Source organism: Streptomyces sp. NPDC048211 (assembly GCF_043202315.1).
GTDB lineage: Bacteria > Actinomycetota > Actinomycetes > Streptomycetales > Streptomycetaceae > Streptomyces.
Genome location: NZ_JBIDAD010000020.1, coordinates 35,549 through 52,721, shown reverse-complemented (window position 1 = coordinate 52,721; position 17,173 = coordinate 35,549). Strand labels below are relative to the sequence as shown.

Genomic DNA, 17,173 nt, shown 5'->3' with positions numbered 1-17,173 from the left:
CGGTCCTGGTCCACAATTGTGGAGAAGCGCGATTCAGCGTGGGTTCCGATGGTGTCGCCGAAGATCTGGCTAACCCACTTCCCGCACGCGGTGGCTACGTTAAGCCGCCGACGCTTGAGGGGGGAAGAATGAATGTTGTCGGTAACAAGATTTGGGGCAATAGTGACCCCGCAGAGCTCATTGGTACACGCACACCCGAGGCTCTCCGCGGCCTTGCCAGCCGGGGCGATGCAGAGAAGCTTCAGGACTTCTACCAGGGGGCTGTCAATGCAGGAAAGGGTGGCGCGGCTGGACGCGGGGCGCAGAACTCCAGGTCGCCCGTGAACACTGCACGAAACCGCGTGCAACTGCTGCAGGAAATCATTGACTCCTGGAGCTAGCATGGAGGCTGATCGTCCAATGATAGAAATCAAACTCGCCGCGACCGACGGGCCGGCACGAATTACGTTCGAGCCAGGCGGAACGGCATTCTCGCTCGACGCGGATGAATTCATCACGCTACGACTGGACGCGAGCCTTGCGCCCTCGATCGAAGTCAACATATGGCCGAACGGAATATCGGTCTGGCTCCCCTATCCAGGAGAATCTGACTACATCGTTCTGGACTCCAGCGGCCGTGAAGTAGCCCGCCTATGGTGATTCCATCACCAACACTCACACGGAAAGCCCTGCCAGCGGGACCGAAAGCCACGCGGCAGGGCTTTCCGGGTATTCATGACGCGCACTACCACTTTTCATTTGCCCGCACGCAGAGAGAGTGGTCACTCCTCACATAGGCGTCGGGTTTTCCATCTTCCTCCGCTCAGCCGAGCTGAGCGTTCCCGCATGAAATACAGGAAGCCCGCCGGGTCCACTTACCGTGAGACTCGGGCGTGCTCTGGGGCCGCCTGACGGCAGTAGTTGACGGCATCGCCTGGCGAATGGAGTGCTGCCCGAAGTGCCGGCTCGTCGCAGTCGCCGCGGGGCTCCCGCCGCATGATCATCAGCGCGTCAACGGCCACGCCCGAGACGCTTCGGCAGACCGGCGGTCAGGAACTCCGCGCACATCTCATCGGCCTCGCGGCGTGGAGTCCGGTCGGGCCGCCCGCTCCGCTCGCCACGCCCCTACGGCTCAGCCGGTGCCGAGTTCTTCGTGTCCTGTGGCGTCGCTCCCGCGTCGTCGCCGCTCAGGGCCATGTAGCCGCCCACCCCGACCGCCGCCACCAGGACCAGGGCCGCAGCGCCCAGCGTCAGGCGGCGCTTGCGGATGGCCGCCGACTTGTTGCGGGCCGAGCCGGGGCGGGGCTTGCCCGGGGCGCGGGGGGCGCGGGCGGTGCCGCGGGGGCCGCCGGAGAGTTCGTCGGGGGCCGGGACGCGCATGCTCGTGTGGGTGTCCCGGTTGGAGTCGGGCGACGAGCCGGGGACCAACGGGACCGCGCCGCGGCGGCGGGGTTCCTCGGCGGCCGGGGTGTACTGCTGCTCGTCGTAGGCCTGGCCGTGCGGCTCGGACTCGGATTCGTCGTCCGGTTCGTCCACGTCCAGGGGCGGTATGCCCGCCAGGTGCGGGAGCTGCTCGCGGAGACGTGCCGCGAGTTCGGAGGCGCGCAGCCGGGAGGCCGGAGCCTTGGCCAGGCACTGGACCAGCAGCTGCCAGAGCTCGTCGGGGATGCCGGGCAGCGGGACGACGGTCTCGGTGACGTGGCGGCGCAGGACGGCACCGGGGTGGCCGCCGCCGAAGGGGGTGAAGCCGGCGAGGAGCTCGTACAGGACGGTCGCCAGGGCGTAGATGTCGACGGCGGCGCGCGGCGGGAGGCCCTCGACGATCTCGGGGGCCAGGTAGTCCGGCGTGCCGATGATCTTGGTGGCCTTGGTGCGGCGCGGGGTGTCGATCAGCTTGGCGACCCCGAAGTCGGTGAGCAGCGCGGGGTGGGAGTTGCCGGGGCCGAGCGGGCCCTCCATGTCGAGCAGGATGTTCTCCGGCTTGACGTCGCGGTGGACCACCCCGGCCGCGTGCGCGGCCGCGAGGCCGTCGGCGACGTCCGCGACGATCGCGACGGCTGCCTCGGGGGCCAGCCGGCGTTCACGGTCGAGCCGGGTGCGCAGGTCCGTGCCGCGGACCAGGTCCATGACCAGGGCCAGGTCGTTGCCGTCCACCACGAGGTCGCGGACGGCGACGACGTGCGGATGGTCGAGCTTGAGCAACGCGGTGCGCTCCTGGACGAAGCGGCCCACGAGTTCCTGGTCGGACGCGAGGTCCTCGCGGAGCAGCTTGATGGCGACGGGCCCCTCGGGGCCGTCGCCGAGCCACACCGTGCCGGCGCTGCCGCGCCCCAGAATCTGGTGGGCGGTGTACCGGCTGCCGATATTCCGTGCCAAGACTGCTCCCTCAGCGGCTGGCCATGGACCGTCGCACAACAACCCCCGGTCGACAAAGTTACGCGGCGATCGGGGGGTTGCGTGCCCTGGATGGCGCCAACCTTCACTTCTGCGGGCGAATTGCCTCGGAATTGGTCCGCGGAAGTCGATATAGCTACAGAGTCCGACCGGTGTCCGGTTGCCCGGTCCTCCGGTTCGGCTCGGTTCGGTGACCGGTCAGCTGTCCGGTCCGTTGTCCGGTCGGCTGTCCGGTCAGGTTCCGCTGCCGCTACCGCCGCTGTCGCCGCCGAGCTTCGAGATCCAGCCGGTGACGGTGTCGAAGGCGTCGGTGATCGCCTGCCAGTAGCTCTGCCCCTGGCCGATCCAGTCCTTCAGCGGGGTGAGCTCCCAGATCAGCCAGCTGGCGACGACGAGCAGCACCAGCGTGAACAGGCAGCCCTTCAGGCAGCCGAGGCCCGGGATCTTCATCGGGTTGGCGCTGCGCTGCCTCGGCTCGCGGGGCGCGCGCTGGGCCGGCTGCTGCGGCTGCTGCGGCGGCGCGTACTGCTGGCGCTGCTGCTGCGGCTGGTACTGCTGCTGCTGGTGCTGGGGCTGGGGCTGGTACTGCTGCTGTTGCTGTTGCGGCTGCTGCCGGTACTGCGGCTGCTGTTGTTGCTGGGGGTACTGCTGCTGGTGACGCGGCGGCTGCTGCGGCTGCTGGCGCTGGGGGCGGCGGCGCAGCGGGTCCTGGCTCGGGTCGAGGTACTGGACCTGCGTCTGCTCGTTGCGGTCGCGGGCGGCCTGGAGCTGGGACTGCCACGGGTGCGGTCCGTCGGGCTGCGGTGTGCCCTCGGGGCGCGGCGGGACGGGCGGCATGACGGCGGTCGGGTCGGCGTGGGGCCCGCCCGGCCCGGCGTTGTGCTGCATGACGCTGGTGGCCGCGTTCGGGTCGTAGGCGTTCGGGTCGTACGAGCCCGCGTTGCTCGGCAGCACCTGCGTGGGGTCCGCCGCTCCCGGCGTCTCCGGGACCGCGGTGGGCGCCGGGTCGGGCGCGAGCAGGGCGCCCACGCCGTCGGCGGCCGCGATCTGCGCGGAGTTCGCGTGCACGCCGATACCGGCGGCGACCGTACGCAGGGCACGGGCGAGGTTCTCGGCGCTGGGCCGGCGGTCCGGGTCCTTGCTCAGGCAGCGCTCTATCACCGTCCACAGCGGGGCGGGGACGGTGCTGGGGCGGCGGGGCTCCTCGCTGAGGTGCCGGTGCAGGACCTCCAGCGCGGTGCCGCCGGCGAAGGGCGGACGGCCCGTGAGCAGCTCGTACAGCAGGATGCCGGCGCCGTAGATGTCGACGGCGGAGGTCTGCGGACGCCCTTCCGCCGACTCGGGCGCCACATAGGCCGGCGTCCCGACGAACTCGTGGGTCCGGGTCAGCCCCGGGGAGTCGGCGAGGCGGGCGATGCCGAAGTCGGTGAGCATCGGATGCATCTGGCCGTCGCGCTCGTCGAGCAGCACGTTGGCGGGCTTCAGGTCGCGGTGCACGACGCCGTCGGCATGGCTGGCGGCGAGCGCGTCCGCGATCTGCGCGGTGAGCAGCGAGGCGGCGACCGGGGTGAGCGGGCCGTTGTCGCGGAGGTAGCGGTGCAGGTCGGGGCCGTCGATCAGGTCCATGACGAGCGCGAGGAGATCGCCCTCCACGACCAGGTCGCGGGTGCGCACGATGTTCTCGTGCCGCAGCCGCAGCAGGACGGAGCGCTCGCGCAGGAACCGCATCACGACGTCCGCGTCGTTGGCGAGCTCCTCCTTGAGGACCTTGATCGCGACGGTCTCGCCGGGCTGGCCTGCCACGGCCGCCTCGGCACCTGCGGTCTCTCGCTGGCGGGCGCGCCAGACGGTGCCCGTGGCGCCGCGTCCCAGCGGCTCCTCGAGCAGGTACTTGCTGCCTACCGGCCGCACGTCATGCGCTCCCTGCTGATCGTGGTGCTTGCGGTCCCCCGGATCCGTCCCGAGTTCCGGCCCACTCTAGTGGGGCGGCCGGAGTGGACGGCCGGGTCGGGCAGGTTACCTTTTTGTCGACATTTTCCGTAATTCCCCGGAGGGGTGCGGTCTGCCCGGTGGCCTGCGCGCCGCCCCGGCGCACCGGATGCGGAGGAAGACGCTCATCCCGGGCCGATGGTTGCTGCGGAGAAGCCCGGCGGAACGGCTGCGGACCGCGGCCGGAGTCACACCGGGTGCACTCCGACCTCTTGCAACTGCCCCGGGGAACCGGCCAAGCAGGCACTTTTGGGCGCACAGCCGACCTTTCAAGATCACTTAGCGGTGACCCCCGGGCGTGTTGTCAGTGGCAGGTGCGAGGATGCCTCCAGCACGGAACTGTGGGGTCGGGAGCCCTGCGGTACGTGACGAACCTGTACCGGACGACGCGTCCGTGCCGGGTGGGGGGAATCACAGGGCGTCTCCCCTGCCGGACACCGCGCGCAGAAGGGACCGCTGACGGCGATGCAGATCCGGCTGACCGTCCTCGCGCCGCGCAGCGGCCAGACCCCCGCGCGCGCCTGCGACGTGCTGATCACCGCCCCCGCGGGGACGGCGCTGGCCACCGTGGCATCGAACCTGGCCGCGTCCGTCTCCGGGCCCGACGGGTCCCTCGGCAGCGGCGCGGTGGTGCTGTTCGCCGGGCGGGAGCGGCTCGACGCGCAGCGGTGCGCGCTCGGTGAGCCGCCCCTGGTCGACGGGGCGGTGCTCTCGCTCCAGGTCCCGGGCGAGGACGAGACACCGGACGACGCCGTCCCGGCCCAGCTGCACGTGATCGCGGGGCCGGACGCGGGCGGGGTCCACCTGCTGCACGGCGGGCAGATCCGGATCGGCCGCTCGGCCGACGCCGACGTGCCCCTCGACGACCCCGACGTGTCCCGTCTGCACTGCGCGGTGACCGTCTCCGCGGACGGCCGGGTCTCCGTCGCCGACCTCGGCTCCACCAACGGCACCTCCCTGGACGGCGCGGACGTCCGCGACCGTCCGGTCCGGCTGAACCCCGGCGCGCTGCTCCGGCTCGGCGAGTCGACGCTCCGGCTCACCTCCGGTGCGCGGACACCGACGCTGGAGACGGCGCCGGACGGCGAGGGCCACCTGCGGGTGGCCGCGGCGCCGGCCACCGCCCCCGCGCCCCCGGACCACGGCTTCGGACCGGCGTACGGCGGGCCCGAGGAGGACGACGGCCCGGACGCCGCCCATGGACACGAGCGCTCGGCCGACCCCGACGAGCGGTCCGGTGCGCGGCCGCGCTCCGCTTCCGCGCGGTCCGGCCGGCTGCCGGAGGACGGGGCGCCCCGTCGCGGCGGCATAGGCGCCTGGGCCCGCCGGCTCGCGGGCGGCAAGGGCGATCCGGTGCACGAGAGGCCGGACGACGAGGCCGGCCCCCCTGCTCCTCCGGCGACCTTCACCGCGCTGCCCACCGCCCCCGAGGGCACCTGGCCCGATCCGGCCTCCGTGCTGCTGACCGCGCTCGGCCCGGGCCCCCGGCTGTGGGAGCGCGACACCGCGCACCCGGAGGCGCTGGTGGTCAGGCTGGGCACGACCGAGCGGGCCGACCTGCCCGCCGTGCCGGTGACGGTGGGCTTGCGGGAGGCCGGTTCGCTGGGGCTCGCCGGGCCGCGGGAGCGGCTGGCCGGACTCGCCCGCTCCGCGATAGCCCAGCTGGCCGCGCTGCACTCTCCCGCCGACCTGGAGATCGTGCTGATCAGCACGGACCGGGCACGCGGCACGGACGAGCGGCGGCGTGAATGGGCCTGGCTCGGCTGGCTGCCTCATCTGCGGCCGATGCACGGCCAGGACTGCCGGCTGCTGCTGGCGTACGACCGCGAGCAGGCGGTCGCCCGGACGACGGAGCTGGTACGCCGCCTGGACGAGGGCCCGCTCGGACCCGGCTGGGCAAGCCTCGATCCCGGTACGGTCGCCGAGGCCGCCCGGCACTACGAGGGCCCGTTCACCGTGGTGATCGTCGACGGCGATCCCGGTTCCGCGGTGCTGCGCGAGAACACCGCACGGCTGGCAGCCGCGGGGGCGGCAGCGGGCATCCATCTCATCTGTCTGGCGGAGACCCCTGCCGCCACCCCCACCTCGCCGGTCGCCGCGACGTACGAGACGGCCTGCCATGCCTCGATCGCCTTTCGTGAGTGCGGAGCCGTGGCCATGCTCAGCGGCGACGTCGCGACGGCCCTGCGGCTGCTGCGCACCGCGAGCGGCCGGGCGGCCGGTCACGGCACGATCGCCGCGGTGGACGCGGTGTCGGCGCACTGGGCGGAGCGGTTCGCACGGGCGCTGGCCCCGTTGCGCGCCGAGGGTTCGACCGCGCTGCCGGGCCACCGCGCGGCAGTGGCGCTCCCGCCGTCCGCGCGCCTCCTGGACGAGCTGGGCCTGGCCCGGGCCACCCCGGCCTCGCTGATGGCCCGCTGGGCCTCGGCGGCGGACGAGCAGCCGGGGGCGACGGTCCGCGGCGCGGGCAGCTGGACAGGCGGTACGGGAGCGGCGGCCGACGACGCCCGCGGCTCGGGCCGCACCGCCCAACCCGGCGCCACGAGCGCCCGCGTGGGCGCGCAGCGCACCCCCACCGACCCGCCGCACGCCGGCGCACCACGCGACACGGACGACGACGACCGCGCCCAGAGCTCGGGCCGCACGCCGTACCCGGGCACGACGGATGACCGCGGCTCGGGCCGCACGCCGTACCCCCGCAGCGGTCCGTCCCAGGAACCCGCCGGCCCGGGCCGCACGCCGTACCCCCGCGGCAACGACACCCACGCGGGGGTACCGCGCCACGCCTCCGCCCGGGGCGACGCGTACGGCAGCGCGGGCTCCGGCCGCACCCCGTACCCCGGCAACAGGGACTCGGGCCGCACCCCGTACCCCGACTCCCCCGACTCCGGGAGCACGCCCTGCCCCGACGCCCCCGGATCGGGCCGCACGCCCTACCCCGGTGCCACCGACTCCCCGGCATCCGGCCGCACCCCTCACCCCCGCGTCGGTGCGCAGCGTTACGAAGGGGCGCCCGGGGACACCCCGAGTTCCCGCACCCTGCCGGGCTCCGACACCCGCTCCTGGGGCGGGGCCGCGGACGTGACGGGCGCCGACAGTCTGCGCACCGCCGGATCGGGGCGTTCCTCGAACCGGGTCAGCGGGCCGCGCCAGGGTGACGCGCCCCAGGTCGCCGCCCGCGGTGCCGAGTCCGTCCGGGCCCCGGCGCCCGGCGCCCGGCCCGCCACCTCCGCGTCCGCCTCCGCGAGCACCACCGCCGGGGCGGCCGGGCGGCCCGTCATGGTGCTCGGAGCCGGGCCCCGGGGCCCGGTGCGGGTGGATCTCTCCGAGGAGGGGCCGCACCTGCTCATCGAGGGGCCCGGCGGCAGCGGGCGTACCGAGCTGCTGAGGGCGGTCGCCGCCTCCCTGGCCGCCGCCGACCGGCCCGACCGGCTCGGCATCCTGCTGGTCGACGGGGCGGGCGGCGAGCGCGGCGAGAGCCTGCGCCCCTGCACCGAACTCCCGCACGCGTTCACGCACTTGGTGGCCTCCGATCCGGTCCGGATGCGGGAGTTCGCGCAGGCGCTGGGCGGCGAGGTGAAGCGGCGGGCCGAGCTCCTCGGCGGGCTCGACTTCACCGAGTGGCACAGCCGGCACGAGGTGGCGCAGCGGATGGTCGGACAGCGGCCCCCCGGCCCGTCGGAACCGCGCGGCGATGTCGAGTCCGCGATGAGCGGCACCTTGCGGCTCCGGCCCGCCACGGGGCGGGCGACGGACCCCGGCCCGTCGCCGCTGCCCAGGCTCGTCGTGCTCGTGGACGACTTCGACGCGCTGATCGCCCCGGCGCTGGGCAGTCCGGGCCGGCCTGCCGCGGGTTCGGTCGTACGGGCGCTGGAGGCGGTGGCCAGGGAAGGCGGCCGGCTCGGCATGCACCTGGTCGCCACGTCCGCCCGCCCGGACCGCACGGAAGACACCGAGCTGGCCCGCGGGGCACGGCTGCGCGTCGTGCTCGATCCGCCCGCGGTGCCGCCGTCACCGGACGAACCGGCGCCGGGGCGTGGACGGTTGGGGCACCCCGACGGCCGGGTGACACCGTTCCAGGGCGGCCGGGTGACCGGCCGTATTCCGCGCACGGCGACGCTGCGGCCCACGGTCGTACCGCTGGAGTGGGAGCGGATGGGCGATCCGCCCACCCGTCGCCCGGTCCGCGAGCTGGGCAACGGGCCGACGGACCTGGCGCTGCTGGCCAGTGCGCTGGAACGGGCGGCCCGTTCGGTGAACGCCGAGCCGCTGCCACCGCTGCCACCCGCACACTCCTGAACACCGAGCCGCCGCCACCGCTGCCACCCGCCAGGACGCCCGCCCGTTCGCGCCCAGGCCCGCCCGGGCCCACCCAGGCCCGCCCGGGCCCACCCGGACCCACCCCGGGCCCACCCGGTGGGCCCACCGGTGGGCCCGTCGTCCCCAACCGCCCATACCCGCCCTGACCTCACGTCACGAGCCCATCACGATCAACGAGTTGGGCCCTCTGGCGGTATTGCGGCGCCCGGATACCGGGCGTAGGACTGTGCGGACAGGACGACGTGATGAATGACCGGCACCATCGGACGTCCGTCCGGTGCCGGTCCGAGCACGCGCACAGGAGAGACGGGGCAAGGATGCGCACAACGGTTCGGATTCGCAGGGCCGCCTTGGTGTTCACCGCTGTCGGCGCGCTGGCCCTCACGGGCTGCAGCGACGACGGTGACGGCAAGAAGGAGTCGAAGGACGGAGGCAGCCCGTCCAAGGGAACCGGGACCACGCCGAGCGTCGTATTACCGAAACTGGACGGCGAGAAGATCTCGGTCGCCGCGGTCTGGACCGGGCCCGAGCAGGCCAACTTCGTCAAGGTCCTCAAGGAGTTCGAGAAGCGCACGGGCGCGACGGTGACCTTCGTCCCGGCGCAGGACCCGATCGTGAACTTCCTCGGTACGAAGATCGCGGGCGGCCAGCCGCCGGACGTCGCGATGATCCCGCAGGTCGGGGCCATCAAGCAGGCCGCCGAGAAGAAGTGGGCCAAGCCGGTCGGGGCCGAGGCGAAGGCGGAGCTCGCCAAGAACTACTCCCAGATCTGGCAGGACCTCGGCGCGGTCGACGGCACCCAGTACGGCGTCTACTTCAAGGCCGCCAACAAGTCCCTGATCTGGTACAACGCCAAGGCGTTCGAGAACGCGGGCGCATCGGAGCCGAAGACCTGGAAGGACTTCCTGTCGACCGCCGAGACGGTGTCCGCCTCGGGCGTCACCCCGGTCTCGGTCGGCGGCGCGGACGGCTGGACGCTCACCGACTGGTTCGAGAACATCTACCTCTCCCAGGCGGGCCCGGAGAAGTACGACCAGCTGGCCCAGCACAAGATCAAGTGGACGGATCCGTCCGTCAAGGACGCGCTGACCTCGCTGGCGCAGCTGTTCGGCAAACCCTCCCTGATCGCGGGGGGCGCCGACGGCGCGCTGCAGACGGAGTTCCCGGCCTCGGTCACCCAGACCTTCACCGGCGGTGACCAGCCCAAGGGCGCCATGGTCTTCGAGGGCGACTTCGTCGGCGTCAACATCGCGCAGACCAAGGCCAAGATCGGTACGGACGCCAAGGTCTTCCCGTTCCCCGCGGTCGGCGCCGAGTCGCCTGTCGTGACCGGTGGCGACGCGGCGGTGGCCCTGAAGGACAGCAAGGGCGCCCAGGCGCTGCTGACCTGGCTGGCCTCCACCGACGCGGCGAAGATCGCGGCCGGGCAGGGCGGGTTCATCTCGCCGAACAAGGGCCTGGACCCGGCGGCGTATCCGAACGAGGTGCAGCGCACGATGGCGAAGGCGCTGATCGCGGCCGGTGACGCCGTCCGGTTCGACATGTCCGACCAGGCTCCGCAGTCGTTCGGCGGGACGCCCGGGAAGGGTGAGTGGAAGACCCTCCAGGACTTCCTGAAGAACCCGAAGGACATCGCGGGGACCCAGGCGAAACTGGAGTCCGACGCGGCCAAGGCGTACAAGAGCTGACGCGATGACGACAGCCGCAGCGGGGGGCGCCGACGAGGCGCTCCCCGCCGACACGCAACCGCCCGGCGGGGCCTCGGTACCCGCCCCCAGGAAGCCCGTGCCCGGGGAGCCGCCCCGGCGCAAGGTGCCCAGTCGCAGGAGCGTGACCGGCACCCGCAGGGTCATCGCGGCGCTGTTCCTGCTGCCCGCGCTGGTTCTGCTCGGCGCCCTCGTGGTGTATCCGATCGTGTACTCCGTCTACCGGTCGTTCTTCGACCAGGCGGGCACCGGGTTCGCCGGGTTCGGCAACTACAAGGCGCTGTTCACGGACGACACCATCCGTACGGCCGTCAAGAACAACGCGATCTGGGTGGTCTTCGCCCCGACCGTCGCCACCGCACTCGGGCTGATCTTCGCGGTGCTGACGGAGCGGGTCCGCTGGGGCACGGCGTTCAAGCTGGTCGTCTTCATGCCGATGGCGATCTCGATGCTCGCCGCCGGCATCATCTTCCGGCTGGTGTACGACCAGGCGCCGGAGCGGGGGGTCGCCAACGCCGTATGGGTGGGTGTGCACGACACGTTCGCCGAGTCGGCGGGCTTCCCCAAGGCGCACCCGCTGCCCGTCCATCCGCTGAAGGCGGCGGGCGGAGGTTCCTTCGTGACGAAGGTGCCGGTACGGGCCGGGGAGCCGGTCCAGCTGCCGCTGGTCGGCGTGCTGCCCGCGAAGATGCCCTCCGACGCGAAGCCGGCCCGCGCTCCGCAGGCAGGCGCGGACGGGAAGATCACCGGCACCGCGTGGCTGGACTTCACCAAGGGCGGCGGGGGCAGACCCAACGTCATCGACGCCAAGGAGCTCGGGCTCAAGGGCATCAAGGTGGAGGCCGTCAAGGACGGCAAGGTGGTCGCGTCCGCCACGGCCGGCGCCGACGGGGTGTTCACCCTGCCCGCCTCCGCGGACGGCGCCGAACTCCGGCTGCCTGCCTCCAACTTCAAGGAGCCGTACAACGGCGTGGAGTGGCTCGGCCCGTCGTTCGTGACCCCCGGCATCATCGGGAGTTACGTCTGGATGTGGGCGGGCTTCGCCATGGTGCTGATCGCGGCCGGCCTGGCGGGCCTGCCGCGCGAGCTCCTGGAGGCGGCCCGGGTGGACGGGGCCAACGAGTGGCAGGTCTTCCGCCGGATCACGGTGCCGATGCTCGCCCCGGTCCTCGCGGTGGTGCTGGTGACGCTGATGATCAACGTCCTGAAGGTCTTCGACCTGGTCTTCATCATCGCGCCGGGCTCCTCGCAGGACGACGCGAACGTGCTGGCGCTCCAGCTCTACCGGTCCTCGTTCGGCACGGACGCCGATCTGGGGATCGGCAGCGCCATCGCCGTACTCCTGCTGCTGCTGGTGGTCCCGGTGATGCTCTTCAACATCAGGCGGATACGGAAGGAGGGGCGCCGATGACGACACCCTCGACCACGGCCGCCCCCGCCGGACCGGGCGACGCCCCGGCCACCGGCGCGGTGAAGGCCGGACGGCCCCTCGGCGCACGGATCGCGGCTCTGGCCGGCGGCGGTGTGATGCGGGTCGTCCTGGTCCTGGTGGCCCTGTTCTGGCTGATGCCGACCGTCGGACTGTTCCTGTCCTCGCTGCGCAGCGCGGACAGGATCGCGGCGACCGGCTGGTGGAAGATCTTCACCGTCCCCTCCGAGCTGACCTTCGACAACTACTCCCGGCTGCTGGACAATCCGACGTTCACCGACTCGCTGTTCAGCACGGTCCTGATCACCGTCCCCTCGACGCTCCTGGTCGTGGTGATCGGCTCGCTCGCCGGATACGCCTTCGCGTGGATGCAGTTCCCGGGCCGCGACTGGTGGTTCCTGGTGGTCGTGGGGCTGTTGGTGGTCCCGGTCCAGGTCGCCCTGATCCCGGTTTCCAAGCTCTTCGGCGCGGTCGGGATCTTCGAGACGACCTTCGGCGTCATCATCTTCCACACGGCCTTCGGCCTGCCGTTCGCGATCTTCCTGCTGCGCAACTTCTTCGCGGAGATCCCGCGGGAGCTGCTGGAGGCGGCGCGGCTCGACGGAGCGGGCGAGATCCGGCTCTTCACCCGGGTCGTGATGCCGCTGGGCGGACCGGCGATCGCCTCGCTCGGGATCTTCCAGTTCCTCTGGGTGTGGAACGACATGCTGGTCGCGCTGATCTTCGCGGACTCCGGCTCCCCGCCGATCACGGTGGCGCTCCAGCAGCAGGTACGGCAGTTCGGCAACAACATCGACGTGCTGGCGCCGGGCGCCTTCCTCTCGATGGTGATTCCGCTCGCGGTGTTCTTCGCCTTCCAGCGCCAGTTCGTCTCCGGCGTGATGGCGGGCGCGGTCAAGTAACCGCACCACCGCCCGGCTCACACATCAGCACGTCAACCAGGGGCAGTCCTGCGCACACCGGCAGGGCTGCCCCTTCCTGGCGTTTCGCACGGCCGGCGGGGTCCGGCGTAACCCCGTCACTCCATCGGGCGTTTACGGAGTACCCGCCCTCACCATCGGGCGCGCCTCCACGCGCTGCGCCCCGGTCCATGCTGCTCCGCACGCCGTGTCCGAGAAAGAGTCCGTATGCCCCGCCTGAGTGTCATCATCCCTGTCCGCCGCGCCCGGGGAAGTCTGCGCGAATGCCTGGAGTCGGTGCTCTCCCAGCCGTTCACGGACATCGAGGTGATCGGCGTCGACGCCGGGGCGCCGGACGGTTCGGGGCTGCTGCTCGACGAGTTCGCCGAGCGGGACAGCCGGGTGCAGGCCATCCATCTTCCGGACGGCGCGGGTCCGGACGGGTGCCGCAACGCCGGGGCGGAGCGGGCCGTCGGGGACTATCTGCTGTTCCTGGAGGCCCACTTCGTCCTCCTGCCGGACGCGCTGCGGGCCGTCGCCGACCGCATCGGGGCGGCGGGCGACCCCGATCTGCTGCTGTTCGGTCATCACAAGCGGCCGTTCCGGGGACGTCCCCGGCCCAGCAGGTCGCTGGAGCTGCTGGCCGAACTCTCCGACGGCCCACTGGCCGCGCCGGGACAGTCGGGTCTCCTCGACATCGCCCCGGTGTCCTGGAACCGGGCCGTGCGCCGCACCCTGCACGAGGGCGAGAAGCTGACCTTCGGGCCGGGACAGCACGGGGAGCGGATGTACGCCCTCCAGACGCTCGCCGCGGCCGAGTCCGTGGCCGTCCTGTCCACCCCCTGCGTCGAGCACCGCCAGCAACGCTATCTGCCGGTCCTCGACGACGAGGCGCCGGCGGGTTCGGCACCGGCCGGCCTCGTCGACGCGTACGCCGGGCTGATGGAGTTCGTCCGCGAGCGCCCCCGGCTGCTCCCCGTGCAGACGCTGCTCTTCGAACGGGCCGTCCAGGAGCTGCTGTCCGGCTACCCCGCGGTGACGCGCCGGCGCAGGCGGTACGTACGCTCCGTCGCCGCCTTCCACCGCGCGTACCGGCCCGCCGGGCACCGCTTCCCGGGTGGCGCGCGCGGGCTGCGGCCCCGGCTGATCGGCGGCGGCCGGTATGCCGTGCTCGGCGCCCTCGACACGGCGCTGGCCCTGCGCCGCGGGCTGCGGGCCGCGCCGGAGGCGGCACGGGACCGGGCCGGTCGCAGTCTGAACAAGCGCTACTACTGGTGGCAGCGCAAGCTCCCGCTGAACCGCGGGCTCGCCGTCTACGCCGCGTACTGGAACCGCGGGGTGAGCTGCAATCCGGAGGCCGTCTTCCGCAAGGCCCGGGAGCTGGCGCCGGGGGTGCGCGGGGTGTGGGTGGTCTCCAGGAACCAGGTGGACTCGGTGCCGGAGGGCATCGACTACGTGGTGCCCGGCACCCGTCGCTACTGGGCGACGATGGCCCGTGCCACGTACTTCTTCAACAACGTCAACTTCCCCGACCACGTGGTCAAGCGGCCCGGCCAGGTCCATGTGATGACGCACCACGGAACACCGCTGAAGATCATGGGTCTGGACCAGCAGGACTATCCGGCGGCTGCCCAGGGGCTGAACTTCGACCGGCTGCTCAAGCGCGTCGACCGGTGGGACTGGAGCGTCTCCGCCAATCCGCACTCCACCGAGGTGTGGGCCCGCGCCTACCCGGGCGCCGCGCGGAGCCTGGAGTCGGGATACCCGCGCAACGACGTGTTCGCGTCGGCGACGCCCGAACAGGTGGGGGAGATCCGCGAGGGCCTCGGCATCCGGCCCGGGCAGCGCGCCCTGCTGTACGCCCCCACCCACCGCGACTACGAGGCCGCCTTCACCATGCGCCTCGACCTGGAACGGTTCTGCGCCGAGGTCGGCCCGGACACCGTGATCATGGTGCGTGCGCACTACTTCTACGGGGGCGCGGGGCTGCCCGGGAACGCGTCGGTCATCGACGTCAGCGATCACCCGCGGATCGAGGACCTCTGCCTGGCGGCCGACGCGCTGATCACGGACTACTCGTCGGTGATGTTCGACTACGCCCACCTGGACCGCCCGATCGTGGTGCACGCCCCGGACTGGGAGACGTACCGCACGGTCCGCGGTGTCGTCTTCGACCTGCTGTCCGGCAGGCCCGGCGATACCCCGGGCGCCGTGGCGACGACCACGGACGAGCTGGCGCGGATCTTCGGCGACGGCAGCTGGGACGGTCCGGAGAGCCGGGCACTGCTGACGGCCTTCCGTGCCCGCTTCTGCCCGTACGACGACGGCCGCGCCGCCGAGCGCGTGGTGCGGCGGGTGCTGCTGGGCGAGCAGCCCGCACCGTCCACGACGGCCTGATCCGGCCGTGTACGCCGAAGGGCCCGCCACCACGGCGGGCCCTTCGGCGTATACGGGTGGCCCTCAGCGTTGCTGGCCCGCCATGACCGTGGCGAGGCCGACCACCACGAGCAGCGAACCGCCCCAGGTCCACATCGAGGTCCGCTCGTGCAGCACCGTCGCTCCGGCCCCCACGATCAGCAGGTAGCCGAGGGCGTTGAACGGATAGGCGATGGAGAGCGGCACCTTGGCCAGCGTCGACATCCAGGCGAGCGCGGACACCGCGAAGACGAGCAGGCCGAGTACGACCCATGGGCTGGTGGCGGCGCGCAGCGCGACCGAGCCGCCGTCCCGCCCGGCGGTGGCGACGGCGCCCTTCATCCCGTGCTTGAGCATGATCTGGCCACCCGCCGACGAGAACACGGCGAACAGCAGCAGGATCAGACTGGGGAGGGTCAAGGCCTTGCTCCTGACTGCGGCGGCCCGGGACTCGGAGGCCGGAACGGGGGTGGGTTCGGGGATCGTCGCCTCAGACGCGGACCCGGTCGGCGGGGACGTACTGTCGGTTGAGGATGTCCTGTACATCGACGTGCTCTCCAGCGATGATCGTCTCGGCCGCATGCGGGGTGAGCAGTGCGACGTGCTGATAGCCGAACAGGGTCGGCCGGATCCGGGTCAGCAGCCTCGACATCCCGCCGAGGACGGCGGCGAGCGGCCCGCGGCCCAGGAGCGACCAGAACGGCGCCCCGGTCGAGGCGATGTCCAGGACGTCGTAGCCGGCGGCCCGTACGGTGCGGCGCAGACTGGACCGGGTGAAGAAGCGCAGATGCGTTTCGTCGAGGATGCCGCGGCGGTCGTAGTCGAAGGCGCCGACCGCGACCCGCAGCCGTGAGTACCAGTGGCTGAAGTTCGGCACGGAGAGCAGCACCTCACCGCCGGGCCGCAGCACGGTGGCGACCTCGGCGAGCACGCGTTCGGGGCGGGAGAGGTGCTCGATGACGTCCCCGGCCACCACGTAGTCGAAGCCGGTGCCGATCCCGTCCGGCAGCCCCTCCTCCAGGTTGGCGAGATGGAAGTGGCTGCACTTCTCGCGCACGCCGGGCACCTCGACGTAGTCCACCCCGGTCACCTCGTGCCCGAGGGCTTCGAGGCGCTGTGCGAACAGACCGCCGGAACAGCCGAGGTCCAGGACCCGGCCGGGCGGCATCTTCCGCATCTTCTCCAGGATGACCGCGTGCGAGGAGCCGTCGCCTTCCTTGAAGGCGTATTCGACGGGCTTGGGAATCCAGGCGCAGGTCCCGAACCCCTTGACCGCCAGGCGGTATTCGAGGACGTCCTTGACGACGTCCTTCGCGTATTTCATGCCGTTGACGTAGCAGATCTCGTCGCCGTAGTACGTGGGCACGGGGATTTCCTTGATCCGCATTCCCGCATTCAGCAGCTGGACGATGATCTGGGTGTCGAAGTCGAAGGCATCCGTGTTCCGGTCGACGGGCAGCTTCTTCAGCGCCTCGACGCTGTAGGCGCGGTATCCGGAGTGGAATTCGGTGAGCTCCGATCCGAGCAACCCGTTCTCCAGCCGGGTGAGAATGCGGTTGCCCAGCCACTTGTACATCGGCATTCCGCCCTTGAGGGCGCCGCCCGATTTCATCATCCGCGATCCGAACACGGCTTCGCATTCACCGCGTTCGATCGGGGCGACCATCTCGGGGAGCAATTCGGGGGCGTACTGACCGTCGCCGTGCAGCAACACGATGATGTCGAGTCCGTGTGCGGCGGCGAGCGCGTATCCGGCTTTCTGATTCCCGCCGTATCCGAGGTTCTTGGTGTGCCGCATCACCACGGTCCGCGGCATTCCCTCGGCCTGCGACCACCGGCAGCCGGCGGTGAAGGTCGCGTCATGACTCGCGTCGTCGAGGATGAGGATCTCGTCGACCCGGGACCGGAAATCCTCCGGAATCCGGTCGAGGGTCTTCTCCAGGGTGGTCTCCGCGTTGTACGCGACCACCAGGATGCCGATCCTGGGACTCGGGCTTTCCTTCACGGGGCGTTCTCCAGTTGCGCTCGGTGCTCGTGGCTGT

10 protein-coding genes are annotated in these 17,173 nt (G+C 71.9%); 6 read left to right on the top strand and 4 right to left on the bottom strand.

Going from position 1 to position 17,173, the window contains the following annotated elements; all coding sequences use genetic code 11:
- Positions 1-381 precede the first annotated feature (381 nt).
- Positions 382-639, top strand: a complete 258-nt coding sequence (locus ACGFZA_RS38855) for a hypothetical protein (protein ID WP_393685450.1) — start codon at positions 382-384, stop codon at positions 637-639.
- A gap of 465 nt (positions 640-1,104) precedes the next feature.
- Here ACGFZA_RS38855 and ACGFZA_RS38850 read toward each other — a convergent pair whose 3' ends face one another.
- Positions 1,105-2,355, bottom strand: coding sequence for a serine/threonine-protein kinase (locus tag ACGFZA_RS38850; protein WP_385283181.1), 1,251 nt, complete (start codon positions 2,353-2,355; stop codon positions 1,105-1,107).
- Between the two features lie 252 nt (positions 2,356-2,607).
- The gene (locus ACGFZA_RS38845) at positions 2,608-4,284 is read right to left on the bottom strand and encodes a protein kinase (RefSeq protein ID WP_393685447.1); all 1,677 of its coding nucleotides are present in this window, start codon (positions 4,282-4,284) and stop codon (positions 2,608-2,610) included.
- 543 nt (positions 4,285-4,827) lie between these two features.
- On the opposite strand from ACGFZA_RS38845, the gene ACGFZA_RS38840 reads away from it, so the two are divergent.
- From ACGFZA_RS38840 to ACGFZA_RS38820, 5 genes are all read left to right on the top strand, one after another.
- On the top strand, positions 4,828-8,661 hold the full coding sequence (locus ACGFZA_RS38840) for an FHA domain-containing protein (protein WP_393685445.1): 3,834 nt from the start codon (positions 4,828-4,830) through the stop codon (positions 8,659-8,661).
- Between the two features lie 338 nt (positions 8,662-8,999).
- Positions 9,000-10,370, top strand: coding sequence for an ABC transporter substrate-binding protein (locus ACGFZA_RS38835; RefSeq protein WP_385283187.1), 1,371 nt, complete (start codon positions 9,000-9,002; stop codon positions 10,368-10,370).
- A 142-nt stretch (positions 10,371-10,512) separates the two neighbouring features.
- On the top strand, positions 10,513-11,799 hold the full coding sequence (locus ACGFZA_RS38830; protein ID WP_393685496.1) for a carbohydrate ABC transporter permease: 1,287 nt from the start codon (positions 10,513-10,515) through the stop codon (positions 11,797-11,799).
- Positions 11,796-12,719 carry a carbohydrate ABC transporter permease gene (locus tag ACGFZA_RS38825; protein ID WP_385283190.1) on the top strand — a complete coding sequence of 308 codons (924 nt, stop codon included), beginning with the start codon at positions 11,796-11,798 and terminating at the stop codon, positions 12,717-12,719. Before ACGFZA_RS38830 ends, ACGFZA_RS38825 begins: the two co-directional genes overlap by 4 nt.
- A 225-nt stretch (positions 12,720-12,944) precedes the next feature.
- Entirely contained in the window at positions 12,945-15,113 is a 2,169-nt protein-coding gene (locus ACGFZA_RS38820) for a CDP-glycerol glycerophosphotransferase family protein (protein WP_393685442.1), read from the top strand.
- 63 nt (positions 15,114-15,176) lie between these two features.
- Here the strand turns inward: ACGFZA_RS38820 and ACGFZA_RS38815 are convergent, their stop codons facing one another.
- Positions 15,177-15,551 (bottom strand): hypothetical protein, encoded by a 375-nt coding sequence (locus tag ACGFZA_RS38815; RefSeq protein ID WP_385283196.1) that lies wholly within the window; start codon positions 15,549-15,551, stop codon positions 15,177-15,179.
- A 70-nt stretch (positions 15,552-15,621) separates the two neighbouring features.
- Positions 15,622-17,136, bottom strand: coding sequence for a methyltransferase domain-containing protein (locus tag ACGFZA_RS38810; RefSeq protein WP_393685440.1), 1,515 nt, complete (start codon positions 17,134-17,136; stop codon positions 15,622-15,624).
- Positions 17,137-17,173: the final 37 nt, after the last annotated feature.